Origin of the sequence: Sulfurimonas hongkongensis, assembly GCF_000445475.1 — a bacterium.
Classification (GTDB): Bacteria; Campylobacterota; Campylobacteria; order Campylobacterales; family Sulfurimonadaceae; genus Sulfurimonas; species Sulfurimonas hongkongensis.
On the sequence record NZ_AUPZ01000003.1, the window covers coordinates 1 to 18,233 of the forward strand.

At 35.8% G+C, this 18,233-nt stretch carries 16 protein-coding genes and 1 tRNA gene; 6 read left to right on the top strand and 11 right to left on the bottom strand.

The features are described from left to right. Positions 1–212: DUF6868 family protein (locus M947_RS23835; RefSeq protein WP_425425629.1), on the bottom strand; the 212-nt coding region annotated here is incomplete at its 3' end. A 294-nt stretch (positions 213–506) separates the two neighbouring features. Between M947_RS23835 and M947_RS23745 the strand changes: the two genes are divergently transcribed. Then, positions 507–632 carry a hypothetical protein gene (locus tag M947_RS23745; protein ID WP_021286749.1) on the top strand — a complete coding sequence of 42 codons (126 nt, stop codon included), beginning with the start codon at positions 507–509 and terminating at the stop codon, positions 630–632. A gap of 401 nt (positions 633–1,033) precedes the next feature. Here M947_RS23745 and M947_RS14410 read toward each other — a convergent pair. Further along, positions 1,034–1,121 (bottom strand) — tRNA-Ser (locus M947_RS14410). A gap of 144 nt (positions 1,122–1,265) precedes the next feature. On the opposite strand from M947_RS14410, the gene M947_RS14415 reads away from it, so the two are divergent. The 4 genes from M947_RS14415 to M947_RS14425 are packed head-to-tail and all read left to right on the top strand — an operon-like array spanning position 1,266 to position 6,381. Then, positions 1,266–2,372: an HD domain-containing phosphohydrolase gene (locus tag M947_RS14415; protein ID WP_021286750.1), complete on the top strand. Its 1,107-nt coding sequence runs from the start codon at positions 1,266–1,268 to the stop codon at positions 2,370–2,372. Further along, positions 2,369–2,725, top strand: a complete 357-nt coding sequence (locus tag M947_RS14420) for a response regulator (protein ID WP_021286751.1) — start codon at positions 2,369–2,371, stop codon at positions 2,723–2,725. Before M947_RS14415 ends, M947_RS14420 begins: the two co-directional genes overlap by 4 nt. A 10-nt stretch (positions 2,726–2,735) precedes the next feature. Continuing rightward, a complete protein-coding gene (locus tag M947_RS23215; protein ID WP_021286752.1) occupies positions 2,736–5,063 on the top strand; it encodes an ATP-binding protein in 2,328 nt (775 codons plus the stop codon). After that, positions 5,056–6,381, top strand: a complete 1,326-nt coding sequence (locus M947_RS14425; protein WP_021286753.1) for a PAS domain-containing sensor histidine kinase — start codon at positions 5,056–5,058, stop codon at positions 6,379–6,381. The genes M947_RS23215 and M947_RS14425 overlap by 8 nt, the downstream gene beginning before the upstream one ends. A gap of 69 nt (positions 6,382–6,450) precedes the next feature. On the opposite strand, the gene M947_RS14430 is transcribed toward M947_RS14425, so the two are convergent. Together M947_RS14430 and M947_RS14435 are read right to left on the bottom strand one after the other, a co-directional pair. Then, on the bottom strand, positions 6,451–7,098 hold the full coding sequence (locus M947_RS14430; RefSeq protein ID WP_021286754.1) for a hypothetical protein: 648 nt from the start codon (positions 7,096–7,098) through the stop codon (positions 6,451–6,453). Positions 7,099–7,108: 10 nt separating this feature from the next. Next, positions 7,109–7,606, bottom strand: coding sequence for a YajQ family cyclic di-GMP-binding protein (locus M947_RS14435; protein WP_021286755.1), 498 nt, complete (start codon positions 7,604–7,606; stop codon positions 7,109–7,111). Between the two features lie 109 nt (positions 7,607–7,715). Here M947_RS14435 and M947_RS14440 point away from each other — a divergent pair, with 109 nt between their 5' ends. Continuing rightward, positions 7,716–9,188: a diguanylate cyclase gene (locus M947_RS14440; RefSeq protein ID WP_021286756.1), complete on the top strand. Its 1,473-nt coding sequence runs from the start codon at positions 7,716–7,718 to the stop codon at positions 9,186–9,188. Here M947_RS14440 and M947_RS14445 read toward each other — a convergent pair. The 7 genes from M947_RS14445 to M947_RS14475 form a co-directional block, all read right to left on the bottom strand. Then, positions 9,185–9,904, bottom strand: coding sequence for a succinate dehydrogenase/fumarate reductase iron-sulfur subunit (locus M947_RS14445; RefSeq protein WP_021286757.1), 720 nt, complete (start codon positions 9,902–9,904; stop codon positions 9,185–9,187). The two genes, M947_RS14440 and M947_RS14445, sit on opposite strands and share 4 nt — an antisense overlap. Positions 9,905–9,907: 3 nt before the next feature. Continuing rightward, on the bottom strand, positions 9,908–11,527 hold the full coding sequence (locus tag M947_RS14450; protein WP_021286758.1) for an FAD-binding protein: 1,620 nt from the start codon (positions 11,525–11,527) through the stop codon (positions 9,908–9,910). Beyond that, on the bottom strand, positions 11,517–14,108 hold the full coding sequence (locus tag M947_RS14455; RefSeq protein WP_031347831.1) for an ABC transporter substrate-binding protein: 2,592 nt from the start codon (positions 14,106–14,108) through the stop codon (positions 11,517–11,519). Before M947_RS14455 ends, M947_RS14450 begins: the two co-directional genes overlap by 11 nt. 8 nt (positions 14,109–14,116) lie before the next feature. Next, positions 14,117–14,521 (bottom strand): YqaA family protein, encoded by a 405-nt coding sequence (locus M947_RS14460; protein WP_021286760.1) that lies wholly within the window; start codon positions 14,519–14,521, stop codon positions 14,117–14,119. Positions 14,522–14,544: 23 nt separating this feature from the next. Beyond that, a complete protein-coding gene (locus M947_RS14465) occupies positions 14,545–15,471 on the bottom strand; it encodes a D-2-hydroxyacid dehydrogenase (RefSeq protein ID WP_021286761.1) in 927 nt (308 codons plus the stop codon). After that, the gene (purT, locus tag M947_RS14470; protein ID WP_021286762.1) at positions 15,472–16,635 is read right to left on the bottom strand and encodes a formate-dependent phosphoribosylglycinamide formyltransferase; all 1,164 of its coding nucleotides are present in this window, start codon (positions 16,633–16,635) and stop codon (positions 15,472–15,474) included. A 124-nt stretch (positions 16,636–16,759) separates the two neighbouring features. Continuing rightward, positions 16,760–18,196, bottom strand: a complete 1,437-nt coding sequence (locus M947_RS14475) for a catalase (protein ID WP_021286763.1) — start codon at positions 18,194–18,196, stop codon at positions 16,760–16,762. Between the last annotated feature and the right edge of the window lie 37 nt (positions 18,197–18,233).

Below are 18,233 nucleotides of genomic sequence, written 5' to 3' on the forward strand. Positions count from 1 at the left end.
GCTTCATTTTTGCACTGCGTTTTGGTACATTTTTGGATTGCGCTTGACAGTAGGCTATAGATAAATTCATGAGCCACCACAAACATTGCAAACCATATCAAAAGTATAGAGAAGTTGATAACAGAACACCAGAGCAAGAATGATTGTAAAAGCAGTAAGTCCATTTTTTTTCCTCTTTTTAATCTTTGTATACTATAAATAAATTGAACCATCTGATTAATTTATAAACTAGATTCCGTGTCAAGCACGGAATGACGGGACACGCGTCATCCTGAATAAACAAACCGTCATCCTGAACAAACAAAACCGTCATCTTGAACAAACAAACCGTCATCCTGAACTTGATTCAGGATCTATCTTAATAATTGTTCAGAGCACTCAATTATATAAACACTAAATTACGTCGATAGTAATACTTTAATATGCTTAGTTAATTACATTAGTCAATATAACAGTATACTCAAATCATCTATTTTTGACAAAAAACTTCAAAGGGGGTTCCAATAATGGTAATAAATATTATGAATGAAACTGGCGGTTTTAAGTTTATTGGTTCAAGAGGTGCTGGAGAAATAATTACAAAATTACCCTTTGTCTCTTTTAAAATTTCAAACATTGCATATAAGTCATAACCAGCATTTTTTCAGATCCGTACATCTTTTCTGGGGTAGCCGTAACTCCTTTTTCAAGAGCTTTAAATATAGCTTCTTCTTCGGTATAAATATCATTGTATTTTAGTTGAAGATTACTTAAAAATCATACCCCTCTATCTGCTGGTTGCAAATATGTAAAGTTTTGTAGCATTATGGTTGCTAGATGGTCAGAAATCTTTTCTAAACCCCTGCGAGTCTTGATAATCTCTATAGGGCTATATGTTTTATTGTCTCTATACTATAAATTTATCATATTTAGAAGATAGCCATTATCAGTAGAAAGTTTAAATACTTTTCCATATTGGACATATTAAGTTGTTTCATATCAAGCCCTTCACTTATAATAGTATTAGGATTGTATCATAGAAGTAGCGTTGCGGTGGTGGACAGTGTGAGATTCGAACTCACGGTAGGTTACCCTACACTACCTTTCCAAGGTAGCGGATTCGGCCACTCTCCCAACTGTCCATATTTTTAAAGAGTATGATTTTACCTTTATGTTACTAAATCTACTCTAAAGACTCATAAACTCATAACTATCTCTTAATAAAAATAAGCTATAGTATGGTAATTGTAATGTAAAATAACAAAAAGTATATTTTTGGAGTACAGATGCTAGACAATTTCTCAATTCTTGCTGTAGATGATGAACCTTTTAATCTTGACCTGATAGAAGCTGCATTTATGGAGTATACAAATGTCGAAATTATAAATGCTATAAATGCAAAAGAAGCGTTAGAGCACTTAGAGCAAAAAAAGTTTGATGTGGTTCTTTTAGATATCAGTATGCCTATGATGGACGGCATAGAAGCCTTAAAAATTATCAAGCAAAATCCAAAACTAAAACTACTTCCCATCTTAATGGTAACTGCAAACACAGAGAGAGAAAGCGAGGCACTAAAACTAGGTGCTAGTGACTTCATAACTAAGCCCTACGACATAGAAGTACTTTGTGCTAGAACTCTAAATTATGCAAAACTAAACCGCTACCATGAGCAGATAATCAACCAAACTGAGATACTAGAGAGCCAAGTACAACTTAGAACCAAGGAGCTTCAAGAGGCACTAAAGCTCTCAAAAGAGGCTGAGTATGAGATCTCCATCAGACTCGGTCGTGCTAGTGAGTTTAGAGACTTAGAGACAGGCGGACATATAAAGCGGATGAGTCTTTACTCCGAGCTTTTAGCAAGACTTTACGGTTTAGATAAACAAGAGTGCGAACTTGTTCTCTATGCTGCGCCACTTCATGATATTGGTAAGGTTGGGATTCCTGATAAGATCTTGCTAAAGCCCGGTAGATTTGAGCCTCATGAGTTTGAGATTATGAAGCAACACTCTGTTATTGGAGCTAAGATATTAGATGGTACACAGAGATTTCCTGTTTTAAATGCAGGTCGCATCATAGCCTTGCAGCACCATGAAAAATGGGATGGAACAGGTTACCCAAGTGGACTATCTGGCAAAAATATCCACTTATATGCTAGGATAATTACTGTTGCTGATGTCTTTGATGCACTAAGTTCAAAGAGATGTTATAAAGAGGCAATGGAGCTTGATAAAGTTTTAAGCATTATGAAAAAGGATTCAGGCACTCACTTTGATCCACTACTTATAACACTTTTTTTAAACAATCTAGATGAGTTTTTAAAGATAAAAGAGAAATATAAAGATGAAGAGTTTACTGATTGTGATATAAAATCCCTAGAGGAGAGACAGTGAAGATACTTTTTGTAGATGACAATGAGCTAAATAGAGTGGTTTTAAATGATATGATAGAGATGCTCTTTGAAGATGTAAGCATAGAGACCTATGAGAGCGCAAATGATATTTTGGAGCTTGACATCTCTAGTTATGACTTGATTTTAAGTGATATTGATATGCCAGAGATAAATGGTTGTGAGCTTCACGATATCTTAAGAGAAAAGCACAACTTCACAAAACCCATCATTGCTATAACCGCGCTTGCAATCTCTGGAGATAAAGAGAAGATGCTAATGCACGGCTTTGATGACTATATATCTAAGCCTATAGATATGAATGAACTTGAGAGAACTTTGCAAAAATATATTTAAGGCATACCAAATGACACAGACACAAATAGATGAGCTGTTGGCTAATTTTCTAATCTCTAAAGAAGATCTTGAATCAAGAGTTGTTTTTTCTGAGTTTGCTCACTCCATCTCTACTATAGTTGTTGATGATTTTGTTAAAAACTATCTACTAAACAACTCTAAACTCTCCATCTACTTAGCTCATGCGGATACAAATAGACTTGTAAAAAACATAAAAGAGTTTGTTGCTTTTGTGCTAACTGCTCCTATCGATGAGGCTTACATAGATAGAATCCACTTTATAGGCTCCATCCATTTTTCTATAAAACTTGACCCTCCAAAAGTTACTCATGGATTTTTAGCCATAAATGAGGTTTTAAAAAAACTAGCCAAGGTAAACGAGTTCGTAGATCAGCATAAATGTCTCATCAAAAAAATACTTAGACTCGTAGAGCATGTAATGAATGATGGATACTATATACAAAAAACCAAACTCTACACCGACTCCATCCAAAACCTAAAGGGTTTTAATGCGCAAAATGAACTCTATGTAGGCTTTGAGTATCACAAACAAAACATGAAAAAAATAGATGATGCACAAGATGCCATAAGTGCCATAAAAAACACAAACAATATCCAAGAAGACCCAAATAAATGCGCCTTTGGAAAGATTTTAAATGTTCTAAAGAGTGATGAAAAATATGAATATATCTTAGGTGATGAACTACAAAGTGTTGCATCTTTGCATGACAAATGGCATCAAGAATTTGTAGCTTTTAAGCGAGTGGCAAAAGAGGAAAATAGAGAGATGATGCAAAGCTACAAAAAAAATATCTCTAACATCACAAAAGAGTTAAAAACAGTGCTAAACAGATCACTGCATGAGTCCATAGAGGATGGTCATGTGGCTTTAAATGCTGGTATAAAATCTATGAAAAATATTACTGAGCTTTTTCATAAAAAAGAGTATTTTGATGATTTTGATGAGATGTTTAAAAGTATTTTAAAAAAGACTTTCAATGAGTTTCAATGGGCCATAGATGATATCTACGTAGACCATCACACACAAGCGGATGATAGTTACAATATACAAAAGATGCTAAGACACTCTGCTAAAAACATCTACTTGGGGATAAGACTAAAGCTTGACTTCACAAATGACTATGTTTATGAGATGCTAAGCATCCTTATAGAGGTTTTAGACCTTAATATCTTAGCAAAGGAGAGGGAATCTTCACTTATAACTTTTGCCGATAAAGCTGAAAATGCCAACAAATCAAAAGATATATTTTTAGCAAATATGTCGCACGAGCTTAGGACTCCGCTAAATGCCATAACAGGTTTTTCTCAAATCATTATGATGAAAAAAGATACGCCTGAGACCATCAGGAACTATGTAGGCAAGATAAATATAGCTGGTAAAAATTTGCTAGACCTTGTAAACACTATCTTAGACTTTGCAAAACTAGAAGCTGGAAAAATGCAGTTTAATCCTAAACTTAGCAATATCCCAAACATCATAAGCGAAGTATCGATTCTTGTACAGCCCCTAGCACAAGAGAAAAATATCACTCTTAAGATGCCAAGCATCGTTTCGCTAAACCTATATATAGATGCAAAGCTTTTCAAGCAAGTCCTTATAAACTTACTAACAAATGCTATAAAATTTACTAACAATAACGGAAATGTTAGTCTTAATATTACCTACGATGCAACTAAACAGATGTATGAGTTTGAAGTAAAAGACAACGGTATTGGCTTATCTAAAGAGTCCATATCTAAACTTTTTCAAGCTTTTTCTCAGATAGATAACGACTACCAAAAGCTCCAGCAAGGAACAGGACTTGGGCTTATGATAAGTAAAAAAATAATTGAAGAGTTACACAAGGGCACTCTAAGAGTCCAAAGCAAGCTAGGAGAGGGAAGCAGTTTCTTTATAAATATGCCAACATCGATGGTAGAGTCACACACATTTAGTATAAATGAAGCTCCAAAAGATGCAAGAAATGTACTTATAGTGGAGAACTCAGCAAGTTACCAAAAGATACTAGCAGAGCATCTTAGAAAAAATGTAAATCTCACCTTTACAGATAGCATAAACAAAGCAAAAAACCTCCTTTTAAAGAACAAATATGACTATTTGATTTTAGACTTTTTTCTTACAGATGGCATTAGTGCAGAGATCTTAGAGTTTATGGAAGAAGAGAGCATCAAGATACCAACCATAGTTATCTCAGCCGAAGAGGAGATAGCTATCTCATCATCTCTAACAGGCTCTACAAACCTAGAGGGCATCGTAAACAAACACAATATAGATCATATCTGTGCATCTATAAAAGGCGAGGTCTTTAGTGAATAGTTTTTTAAAAAAAATATTTAAAAATATCATAATAATTCCCATAAGTATTATAACTATCGTAATGATTTTAGAGCTTTTATATCTAGCTTCAGATATATCAAAAGAACAAAGCAGTCCAGATATTTCTACTTTAAATATCATCTTATTTATCTTGCTAAACTTTATACTCTTAACCATCTACTACTTTTTAGTTAGCTTCTTTAAAAACAAAAAACTCCAAAACACACACACAAGCTTACAAGAGAAGTACACCTACAAAAACAAGCTACTCTCAGAGTATAAAAGAGCTGTTGATTTGGGTGCTATTGTTAGCAAGGCAGATAAAAAAGGAATGATTACTTATGTTAATGATGCCTTTATCAAGATATCTGGCTATAGTGAGGGTGAGTTGCTTGGAAAGTCACACTCTATTGTAAAACATGAAGATACTCCAAAAGAGACTTTTAAAGACTTGTGGAAAACTATCCTTAGCAAAAAAGTTTGGCAAGGAGATATAAAAAATAGAGCAAAGGATGGAAGTGTTTACTATGTTTTTGCGACTATTGTACCTATACTAAATGACAAAGAAGAGATAGAGGAGTTTTTGTCTATACGCTATGACACTACAAACCTACACAAAGCACTAGATGAAGCCAACAAAGCAGAAAGATCAAAGAGTCGCTTTTTAGCAAACATGTCGCATGAACTTAGAACCCCACTAAATGCCATCATAGGTTTTTCTCAAATACTTCTAAGACGAGATAAGTTAGATGCCAAAGATAAAGAGTATATAAAAAAGATAAATCTATCTGGAGATAACCTTTTACGCCTTGTAAATTCCATACTAGATTTTTCAAAGATGGATGAGAATGAGATGCTAGCTCATCCTAATGATATAGCGATAAAAGAGCTCTTTGATGAAGCTATTGTGATGTGTGAAGCGCAGATGCTAGAGAAGTCTATAACTCTAAATATGTTTGAAATAGATGAAGATATAACTATCTATGCAGACAAACAACTACTAAAACAGGCACTCATAAATATCATCTCAAACGCTGTAAAGTTTTCTAAAGAGAGTAGTGCTATAGATATATCTCACAAGAGGCAAGGGACTAAACATATTTTTGGTATTTGCGATTATGGAGATGGCATGGACACAGAAGATGTAGATGCACTATTTACACCCTTTAAACAGGGCAAAAATGCTCATACAAATGTTATAAAAGGAACAGGATTAGGACTTGCCATCACGCACAAAATCATAACAGAACTGCACAGAGGTGAGATTTGGGTTGAGAGCGAACTTGGAGTTGGAACCTGCTTTTATATTTCACTTTAACTTTAATATTTTTGAACCAAACTTCGTCATCTTTCGTGCGTAACAACCCCACAAAGTAAGAGTAGGGATCTAACTAAAAAGGTCACTATAGTCATATTTTGAAGTGTCTAGGTAGTGTTTTTTGCCAATCTTTTGGAATCTCTCATCATCTTCTTTAGCTGCTTTTTTAAACTTTTCTTTTAATTTTTTGAGTTTTTTAGCACTATATGAGCTCTGTTTAAAGTACTTTTTTAAAGAGATAAGAGTTGATTTTTCTTCATCAACTTCTATCTCTGCTTCTACAAGATCTTGGCTATCTATGATTAGTTCCTCTTTTAGAGTGTGTTGTAAAAACTTAGATGATATTGCGTTTAACATATTTTTTAACTGCTCATCTTTGTCTTTGTAGATCTTCTCTATCCTGATCCTCTCTTCTATGAGCATCTGTTCTTTTTGCTCTCTTAGAGATTTAGTCTCACCTTCGAGTCTATCTACTTTTTGTCTAAGTCTTTCATTTTGATCCTCTAAAAGTTTGTAGTATTTATCATCATTTTGTTGCGTTGCTCTTTTGTTAGTTTGTTTTATAGTTTGTTTGTTAGTCACATCAGAGTCTAGCAGGACAAGTTTTACGCCATCTTCTACTACACTCTCTAGCGAGCCTCTTCTTATGCGGTTATGTATCGCCTCTTTTGAGACCCCTAGTTTAGTGGCGGCATCTGCTATGCTCATCTTTGACATAAACTCTTCCTTATCTCATATTTTCAAACACTAGCGGAGCTTCCCACTCCTGTGATCGAATCTCGCTTATAACCTTTTGCAAATCATCAAGACTTTTACCTTTAACCCTGATGGCATCGCCCTCTATCTGAGCATTTACTTTGAGTTTTAATTTTTTTATCTCAGCAGTTATTTTTTTTGCTTCTTTAGACTCTATATAGTCAACTACTTTAAAGGTTACTTTCTTGTTCCCACCTGAAGAGTCTTCGACCCTTAACTCTTCTAAAACCTTAGAAGAGAGATCTTGTCTTAAAAGTTTAGCTATAACTATGTCTTTTAGAGCGTCGAGTTTGTTATCACTAGATGCTATTAAAACAAGTAGTTTATCTCCCTCTTTGTAGTTAACTTCGTAAGCTGTACCTTTGAAGTCATAACGGTTAGCGACCTCTTTTTCTGCCATATTTATAGCATTTTTAAAGTTTTGCATATCTATCTTTGCACTAATATCAAATGAGTGTTCTTTTGCCATCTTTTGCCCTTTTAAAATAATAACATTTATTATAACATAACAAAACTATGTTATAAAGATTTTTCTTTGCTTATAAGAAAAAACTATGTCTATGTGGTATAATTAAGACATGTATTTAAACTACTCAAACAAGCTAAAAAATAGATATCTGTTAGTTGTTGGGTTTATCTTTTTTTTAGCACTCATCTTTAGAGGTTATTATGATGTGAAGCATCAACGTTCAATGATTGAGCTGCAGATGCAAGAACTTCACAAAAATGCTGTCTTACAATACCGCAATCTTATTTCAAACCTAGAAGAAAAGTATACCTCTATAGGCTTTGTATTTACAAATATGCAAGATATTTATGAACCTATAAAGCATAGATATAGAGAACTCATCTATTACAAACTTGAAAAAAACTACTTAAGATTACAAGAGTTCAATCCTGATCTTTATGTCATGCATCTACATGACACTTCAAACACTACCATACTTAGAATGCACAAACCTACAAGTTATGATGATGACTTAACAGATATTCGCCCCATAATTAAACAAACAAATATAGACAAAAAAGTTCATTTTGGATTTGAGACTGGTAAAAATGGTATAAACTATCGCATCTCTATCCCTTTTATAACTAGAGATGATGAGCATTTAGGAGTTTTAGAGTTTGGTATAAAACCTCAGTATTTTGCATCTCATATGAGCTCTTTACTTGGTGCCCAGTCGCAAGTTTTAGTAAAAACCTCTAGCCTAAAGCATCTTCAAAAACAGATAGATTCTGAGGACTTGGGAGAATTCTCCATACTCTTTAAAAACTACTTTTTTAACAAGATAAAAGAAAAGGTTGATTTTGATAAAAAAACACAAATAGTGGAGATAGGAGAGAGAACTTATCTCCTCTTTAATGACCTGTCACTTGATGATTATGAAGGCAATATGGTAGCCAAAATCTTAATTGCAAAAGACATTACAAAAAAAGTACTGGAAAATAAAAACTCCATCATTCTAACAAATTTTTTAAACTTTCTTATACTTTTAGTCTGTTTTATTTTAATATATATCATCTTTACAAAATACTCAAACAGTCTCGAAAATGCCTACAAAAACATTGGTAAACTAGAAGTAGAAGTAGAGACAGATACACTAACAGGCATAAACAACAGAGCCTCACTAAATAATTTCTTGCAAAAAAAAGTCAAAGTTCCAAATGAATATGCCATCATCTTTTTTGATATAGATCACTTCAAAGAGATAAATGACACTCACGGTCACGACGCTGGAGATGTTATACTAAAAGAGTTAACAAGTATTGTAAAGCAAAGCATAAGAGTTGATGACTTTTTTGCAAGATGGGGAGGAGAAGAGTTTGCTATAGTCTTAAGAGCAAACTCCCTTGAAGATGTAGTCTCACTAACACAAAAGATAAAAGAGAACACTTGTTCACATCTCTTTTATAACGACATTGTGCTAACATGTAGTTTTGGTGTAACTATGATAGATAGGCCTCACAGAATGGACGAAGTCTTTAAACGAGCAGATGAGCTTCTTTATGAGGCTAAAAATGCAGGAAGAAACTGCATAAAGTACCGCTAAAAACTAGGGCTTCCATCAAACGAAGCTCCTTGAAAAGATGTTGCAAAACTAGGATCGCTATGTCCTGATGCCATACTTCTCATGCGGAGTTTTTCTATATCTGCTTTACTTGATATCCCTTGTGGACAAACAAGCGTACACTCATTACAAAGTGTACAGTCCCAAACACCGTTAGTTTGAATAGTATCAATCTTACTTTGTGGCTCATTCTCTCTTTTATCACTAACATATCTCCAAACACGAGTTAGTGCAAAAGGTCCTAAAAACTCATCATTTACAGCATAAACTGGACAAACACTATAGCAGGAACCACATAGGATGCAGTCACTTTGAAGCTCGTTTATTGTCTGGTTTTCTTCGCTTAAATTTAGTCCTTTTTTTATAGAATTTTGCCACGCTTTTGCTTTTGCGTTAAACTCATAAGCTCTGTCCATATCTACAACTAAGTCACGAATAACAGCAGAATTTTTCATAGGCTCAATGAAGTCGCCATCTTGTACTTTGTACGCACAAGCCAAAACTTCTCTATCATTTACTCTCATAGAGCAACTCCCGCAGATGCTACTTCTACAGCCACTTGAGTATGAAAGCGTTGCATCTTGCTTTGTTTTTATCTCATTTAAAACCTCTAAGAGCGTAACATCACTCAAATCCACTTCATACTCCAAGGCAGTTTCTTTTGTTTTGCTCATATATCTTGCTATTTTAATCTTCATCTCTTACTCCACAAAGTTTACACAAAGCACACCATCTTCTCTATATGTGATGGTGTGAGCCTTGTAGGCAATGTCATTTTGTTTTGGTATATCACTTCTGTAGTGTGCACCCCTACTTTCACATCTACTGATGGCACAGACTAAAACATTTTCGCAAAGTTCAAGCATATTTACAAACTCTATAAACTCCACTAAGTTAGTGTTATATGTTTTAGACCTGTCTTTTACTCCCATAAATGGTAGCTCTTTTTGGATTTTGTAAATTGCATCAAGAGCCTCTTTTAAACCCATCTCATCTCTTGAAATCCCAACATTATTATAAAAAATATTTCCAATTAATGTCCGTTTTTCGTAAAAGTCTATCTGGTTTGTAGACTCTTTTACTTCCGCTACAAAGTTTTTATCTCTTTGTGTTTGCTCACTTGCATCTATGACTTTGTCAAATGTTTTTGCGTACTTTGCAGCATTTATACCAACCTGCCCTCCAAAGACAACAAGCTCTAAAAGAGAGTTTCCGCCTAGTCTGTTTGCACCGTGTATTTTGTGATTTGCACACTCTCCAACGGCAAATAGTCCTTTTATCTTAGTACTTGAGTTTTCATCTACCTCTATACCGCCCATAGTGTAGTGTGCCACTGGTTTTATAGGAACAAGTTCATAAACTGGGTCTACATTTTCATAAAGTTTTGCTAGTTTTCTCTCTTGTGGGAGCTCTCTATCTATAAACTCCTCGCCTAGGTGGCGAATATCTAAAAAAACGTCCTCACCCTTTTGAATCTCTTCATTTATCGCACGAGCCACTTCATCACGAGGTGCTAGCTCGTTAGTAAATCTCTCGCCCTTAGAGTTTAAAAGATAGCCTCCAGCTCCCCTTGCACTCTCTGAGATAAGGATAGATGAGTTTTTTAGTGCAGTTGGATGAAACTGGATAAACTCCATATCACTTAGTCTCGCTCCAGCTCTTATGGCTGTGGCTAAACCATCTCCTGTTGAACTTGTAGAGTTTGTAGAGTGGCTATCATAGACACGAGAATATCCACCTGTTGCGACTATCACAGATGCGGCTTCGTAAGTCTCCACTTCCCCACTTCTTATGTTTAAAAAAGTAGCACCTCCGATATATACATCTGAGCTTATCGATTTTTGAGTCACAAGATTTAGAAGATATCTCTCGCTTAGTATCTCGATGCCAAGGGCGTTACATCTATCATAAAGAGTATGCAAAATCTTTAAGCCTGTATAGTCTTTGGCATAACAAGCTCTTGGTGCTGATGCACCGCCTAGAGTTCTTTGAGCTATCTTCGCATCTTTAGTTCTTGAAAAACAGACTCCTATGCTATCTAGCCACTCAACTGCCTCGGGTGCTCTCTGGCACAAAAGCCTAACTGCTTCTTCATTTGCAATGCCGTGAGCTGACTTTAAAGTATTTTGAATATGTGCCTCCACGCTATCTTCGCTTGCATTGCCCAGAGCCGCATTTATGCCGCCTTGAGCCATACAAGTTTGACTCCTTGTTGGATACTCTTTTGTTATAACTCTTACTTTAGCACCCTGACTGTGGGCATTTATAGCAGCTACTAAACCTGCTCCACCTGCTCCTATTATCAACACATCACTTCGCATCGTTATCCTCTATTTCTAACTTTATTGTAAATATAGCGCCATCTCTGCCATTTTTCACGCTAATACTACCATCATGATACTCTTCTATGATTTGCTTTGACATATAAAGCCCCAAGCCTGTACCATTTTTTTCTAACTTTGTAGAGAAATATGGATCAAAAACATTGTCTATAATGCTCTTATCAATTCCCAAAGCATTATCGCTAATCTCTAAAATAACATCTCCCTTCTCATCATAGCTTTTTATCTTAATCTGCGCATCTTTAATAGCTTTTTCTATTAGTTGATCTTTTGCATTGTTTAAGAGATTTAGTATAACTTGCATAAACTCATTTTCATGAAGCTTTACTACTGAATCTGAGTGCAGACTCATACTTATACTTATATTGCTTGCGTCCATGTTGTCTTCTATAAGACTACAGGCTTTCATAACCACTTTATCAAGTTTTCGTATCTCTGCTTTTTTGTTTGGTTTGTAAAAATCGCTAAAGTTTGAGATAGTTTGACTTAGATTTTGAGTGTTTGCTGCTATTTTGTCTAGCTTCTGATGTACAAATTCTAAAAATTCTTCTCTTTGTTTTTCATCACTAAGATCAAATCTCTCAAGCTCTATAGCCATCCGAATAGCTATCTGCATCGAAGAGATGGAGCTAAGAGGTTGTTTCCACTGATGGGCTATCATGCTTAGCATCTCTCCCATCTGAGCCAAACGAGACTGATGGAGAAGATAGGCATCTTTTTTGAGCACATCATTAACCGCATCAGCTACTTTTGTCTCTAATGATTTGTTGAGCCTAACAAGTTGATTTTGAAGTATTTGGAGTTGTTTGTTTTTCTTCTTGAGTATATAGTGCCTATATCCAAATATCAAAGTTAAACCAAAAACAATAAGCAAGACATTTTTGAGATAACCATAGTCTGAACTTGTTGTGTAGTTTATGGATACCCACTCATTTAAAACCCTTTGTATATCTTTTGGTTCTAGTTCATTTGCTATCTTTTGAAATATACTAAGGAGTATCTCATCATCCTTTTTGACTCCAAAACTAATCTTTATATCATCTTCAAGTTGTCCAGATATTTTAAGGTTTAACTTTGAGTTATTTTGCATGTAGTAAGCTGCTGCCATCATAGCATCTATATGACCATAATATTTCCCTTTTTGCACACCCATAAAACCCTCTTTTCTTGTAGAAACTATGTGAAGTTTTAACTCTGGATATTTTTCTCTTATGGTCTCTACAAAAGAGTAGCCCTCCGTTACACTAAACTCTTTATCGGAGACACTTCTAATATCTAAGATATAATTTTTTTTATCATTTGTTACAATTGCTATGGAGTCTTTAAAGTAGGAAGTTGTAAAATCAAGATACTCTCTTCTTGACTTTGTATCTTCTGCTATTGGCAAAAAGTCACACTTGCCCTCTCTTGCCAAAGAGAGTGTCTCTTGCCATGAGTTAGTCTTTATAAGTCTAAAGTTTATCGGCACACTTTGAGAGATAATGTCAAGAATCCCAGCTCCAATGCCCTCTATTTCACCATCTTTTATAGTGCTGTATGGCAAAAAAGAGGGTATCATGCAGAGTCTTATCTCTTTTTTATCTCTTAAATATGCATACTCTTTTGCACTTAAGACATTTGAGCTCTTACTAAAAATAAACTCATCCATATCTATCTTATCTTTAGCAAATCCTAGGATTTTATATATATCAAGTATCCTATGAACTCTCTCCTCTTTTATCTCGCCAAACTTCGTATTATCCTCAAAGGCTAGTTTTTTCAGCTCCTTTGCTTCATATCTTAGAGCTTCTAAGCTTTTGTTTGCAGGGTTATACTTCTCATGAATTAACTCTATGCTCTCTTCTATGTTTTCAAATGCATATCTCCATCCTCGTAGAGAAGCATCTCTAAATCTTTCCACTCTTTGTGGATGTTTCTCTAACTCTTTTTGAGATGTAAATAGTATGTCACTATAAAAATCAAAACCCTCATCTTTTGGAGAAAAAACTCTATAAGGGATGTTTTTTTCTTGCAAAATAAATGTCTCATTTGTTGTATATCCAGCGTACAAATCGACCTTACCATCTAAAAGATCGTCAAAATTAAAACTATGGCTTAGTATCTCTAGCTCCGACTCTTTAACTCCGCTTGACATTATCATAGCTCTAATAGATGCAGCATCAGATGCATCTTTAGTTAGCATAATTTTTTTACCTCTAAAGTCTTTGATGCTTTTTATCTTTGTTATATCTTTAGTTATTAAAACAAAAGGAGAAGATTGAAAAATAGCTGAGAGCAAAACTACCTTCTCTCCCTCAGAACGAGTCCTTATCAAACTTGAGCGGCCGACACCATAAGTCGCCCTAGAGCTCATCACTTCCTCTACAGTGTTTGTCTCTTTTGCAAACTTTTTTATCTCAACTTCAAGTCCAGCTTCCTCATAAAAACCCTTCTCTTTTGCCATATAATAACCCGCAAACTGAAACTGATCAACCCACATAAGTTGAAGTGATACTTTCTCTTTTGCAGAGGCAAATAAAAAGGTGCTAAAAAATACTAGAAGAATTAGTGGAATTTTCATAGTTTTCATTATACCACAAGAGTTAAGAGGTAGTATCTTAAAACCCTCAAACCTCCAGCGACTATAACAAACCAAACAAATCTAAGCCTTAAAACACCAGCTACAAGTGTTAGCGGATCACCGATGATGGGAAGCCATGAAAAGAGGAGTATAAAGTAACCATATTTATGTCCATACTCTAGACTTTTAGTTCCTGTTTTTGAGGAGTTTAGCTTTGTTTTTGTTTTATCATATAACCAGTAACCAAACCAGTAGTTCAAAGTGATAGCTAGTACATTTCCACAAGACGCAAAAAAAATTGCACTTAGTGGATTCATCTCAGATGTAAGGGCTGCAACAAATGTAACTTCTGATGAAAAGGGAAGAATGGTAGCTGCTAGAAAGGCAGATAAAAAGAGCGCTAACTCATTCATAAAAAATCACTAACACCTCTGCACTAAAGAGTAGAGTCTGTTATATTTTTAACTACTAACTCTATAAGCTTTTCTCTTGCCTCACTAGACGCCCAAGCGATATGCGGAGTTATATAGAGTCTATCCCTGTTTTTCACACTTAAAAATGGATGATTTTGCTTCATCGGTTCTTGCTCTAAAACATCAAGTCCAAAGTATAGTTCTCTCTCATCAACTACTCTAGCGACAGCATCTTCATCTATAATACCACCTCTTCCAAGGTTTAAAATTACTGCCTTGTCTTTACATAGACTAAGCTCATTATATGAAAGTAAGTTTTTAGTCTGCTCATTTAACGGTGCATGTATAGATATAACATCGCAAGTCTCAAGAAGTGTTTTTAGCTCTACATGCAAGTAGTCTCTTGTGATATTCTTGCCACTTGTTGAGTGATAACACATCTTCGCACCAAAGGCAGATGCAATATTTGCAACGCCGCGACCAATTGTTCCAAGGCCTATAATGCCCCACTTCTTACCCTTTAACTCAAAAAATGGTTTAGGTAGATGCGTAAAGATAGCAGATTTTGTGTATGAGCCATCTTTTACATACTCATCATAATATCTTGAGTGTCCTAAGAGATAAAAAAGCATAGAAAAGGTGTGTTGCACCACTGAGTCAGTTGAGTATCCAGCCACATTTTTAACCTCTATGTTTCTTGAAGCCGCAGCTTCTAGGTCTATGTTGTTCATCCCAGTAGCTGCGATGCAGATAAGTTTTAAGTCTGTTGCTTTGCTCATAAGCTCATCATCTATAACAACTTTGTTAGTAACTATAACAGTAGCGTTTGTTATGCGTGAGTTAGTTTGCTCACGATTTGTTGTTTCATAAACTTCAACTTCGCCTAAGCTCTTAAATTTGCTCAAATCGGAATCACCAAAAGTCAGTGCATCTAAGATAACTATCTTCATCTAAACATCCTTTATTAGCTCTATAAGCTCTCTTGATTTTTTAAGAGCTACTTCTGCCTTGTCGTAAACTAGGGCGACTGCAAGTCTTCGACCTTTATGTGTATCTGGTTTTGAAAATATTCTTATAAATGAGTTATCGCTAAAGAGCCTATCATCTATCTCTAAGGTTGGCTTGAAGTTTTCTGCTTTTGATTTATAAGCTGCTGATGCACCCTCCCCATAAAAAGTAAACCCAAGAGGAAGTCCAAGAACAGCTCTTAGATGCAAAGCAAACTCACTTTGGCTCTGTGTGATGAGCGTGACCATTCCAGTATCGTGTGGGCGAGGGCTAACTTCACTAAAGTAAACTTCATCACCTTTTATAAAAAGCTCAACACCAAAAAGTCCACGACCACCAAGCCCATCTGTTATAGCCTTAGCCATCTCTTGTGACCTCTTTTTTGCAATTTCACTCATCTGCATCGGCTGCCATGAAAAGACATAGTCTCCATCTCTTTGCTCATGACCTATTGGCTCACAAAAAAGAGTCTCTTTGCCATTTCTTGCAGTTAACATCGTAATCTCATAGTCAAAATCAACAAAAGCCTCAACTATAAGTTCGCTTGCATCTCCACGTGCCTCTTTTGCAATCTCCCACGATTTTGAAACATCTTCTTTGCACTTAAGTACGCTTTGACCATGCCCTGAGGAGCTCATAACAGGCTTTACTACACAAGGGTAACCCATACGTTCAGAGGCATCTCTTAGTCCTGCTTCTGTTGTTACAAACTCATAAGCTCCAGTGTTTAAACCTAAAGTCTCTGCTGCGAATGTACGAATATTTTTACGGTTCATAGTCTTTTGTACAGCTGATGCGTTTGGGATAACATTGTAGCCCTTCGCCTCTGCCCCAATAAGTGCATCTATAGAGAGAGCTTCTATTTCAGGCAGTATGAAGTCTGGTTTTTCACGCTCTATAATCTCTAAAAGAGCATCTCTATTTTGCATATTTACAACATATGAGCGGTGTGCTACTTGATGGGCTGGTGCGTTTGGATATCTATCTACTGCGATAACTTCAAGACCTAGCCTCTGAGCTTCAATAGCCACTTCACGACCAAGTTCGCCAGAACCTAACAACATTACTTTTTTTGAGTTTGATTTTAGAGGAGATGAGAATTGCATCTGACATAGTTCCTTGTTTTTTTAGTTCAGTCACTTTAGTTCCCACACTCTCGGAGTGTGTGAGTCAGAGAGAACTGAACTTTTATAAACGAAATTATATCAAAAGAGAATTAAAACTTATTGTTTATGATTTTACACTCAAACCTAATGCTTTTGCCACACCTGCTCCATAAGCAGGATCTGCCTTTGAACAGTTATCTATATGTCTTAGCTTAATATTCTGTGGAGCATCACCCATAGCTCTTGCTGTATTTTCAAAAAGAACTTGCTGCTCTTCTTTACTCATAAGCTGAAATAGCATTCTAGGCTGTGTAAAGTTATCATCATCATGCTCATATCTGTTAGCTCCACCATCTAAATCTAGCTCTGGCTCAGCATACTCTTTTTGCTCTTGCCACTCCTCATAAGAGTTTGGCTCATAGCCTATCGTAGCTCCCGCATTTCCATCAACTCTCATAGCACCATCTCTATGATAGCTGTGAACTTCACATTTTGGGGCATTAACCGGGATTAAGTTATGGTTAACTCCTAGTCTGTATCTTTGGGCATCTCCGTATGAAAAGAGTCTTCCTTGAAGCATCTTATCAGGTGAAAAACCAATGCCTGGCACTACGCTTGCAGGGTTAAATGCAGCTTGTTCTACATCTGCAAAATAGTTCTCTGGATTGCGGTTTAACTCAAACTCTCCAACTTCTATGAGTGGATAATCTTTTTTTAGCCAAACTCTTGTTAAATCAAAAGGGTTAAACTTATAGTGCTTCGCATCTTCTTCGCTCATTATCTGTACAAACATTTTCCACTTTGGAAAATTACCTTTTTCGATGTTCTCAAACAAATCCCGCTGATGGCTTTCTCTATTTTGACCCACCAATATTTGAGCCTCTTCATCTGTTAGGTTTTTGATGCCTTGTTGGGTGACAAAATGAAATTTGACCCAGTTTCTCTCATTTTTATCATTTATAAAGCTAAAAGTGTGGCTACCAAAACCATGCATATGACGGTACGAATATGGAATACCTCTATCGCTCATCGTGATGGTGACTTGATGCAGAGCTTCTGGCAAGCTAGACCAAAAATCCCAGTTATTTTTGGCACTTCGCATATTTGTTTTTGGGTCTCGTTTGATGGCATGGTTTAAGTCTGGAAACTTGAGTGGATCTCTTAGAAAAAACACAGGTGTATTGTTACCCACTAGATCCCAGTTTCCTTCCTCTGTGTAAAATTTTAGTGCAAAACCACGAATATCCCTCTCAGCATCTGCCGCACCTCTCTCACCTGCAACAGTGGAAAACCGAGCAATTATCTCTGTTTTTTTTCCAACTTTAGAGAAGATTTTTGCTTTGGTGTATTTTGTTATATCGTTTGTGACTGTAAACGTTCCAAACGCACCAGAACCTTTTGCATGCATGCGTCTCTCAGGAATGACTTCTCTATCAAAATGTGCCATTTTTTCCAAATACCATACATCTTGAAGTAGCATAGGACCTCTTGGTCCCGCAGTAAGTGAATTGTTATTGTCAGCGACAGGTGCACCCACAACAGTTGTAAATTTTTTCTTCATTTTACTCTCCTTGCTCGTTTTTTTATGAGTAATACGT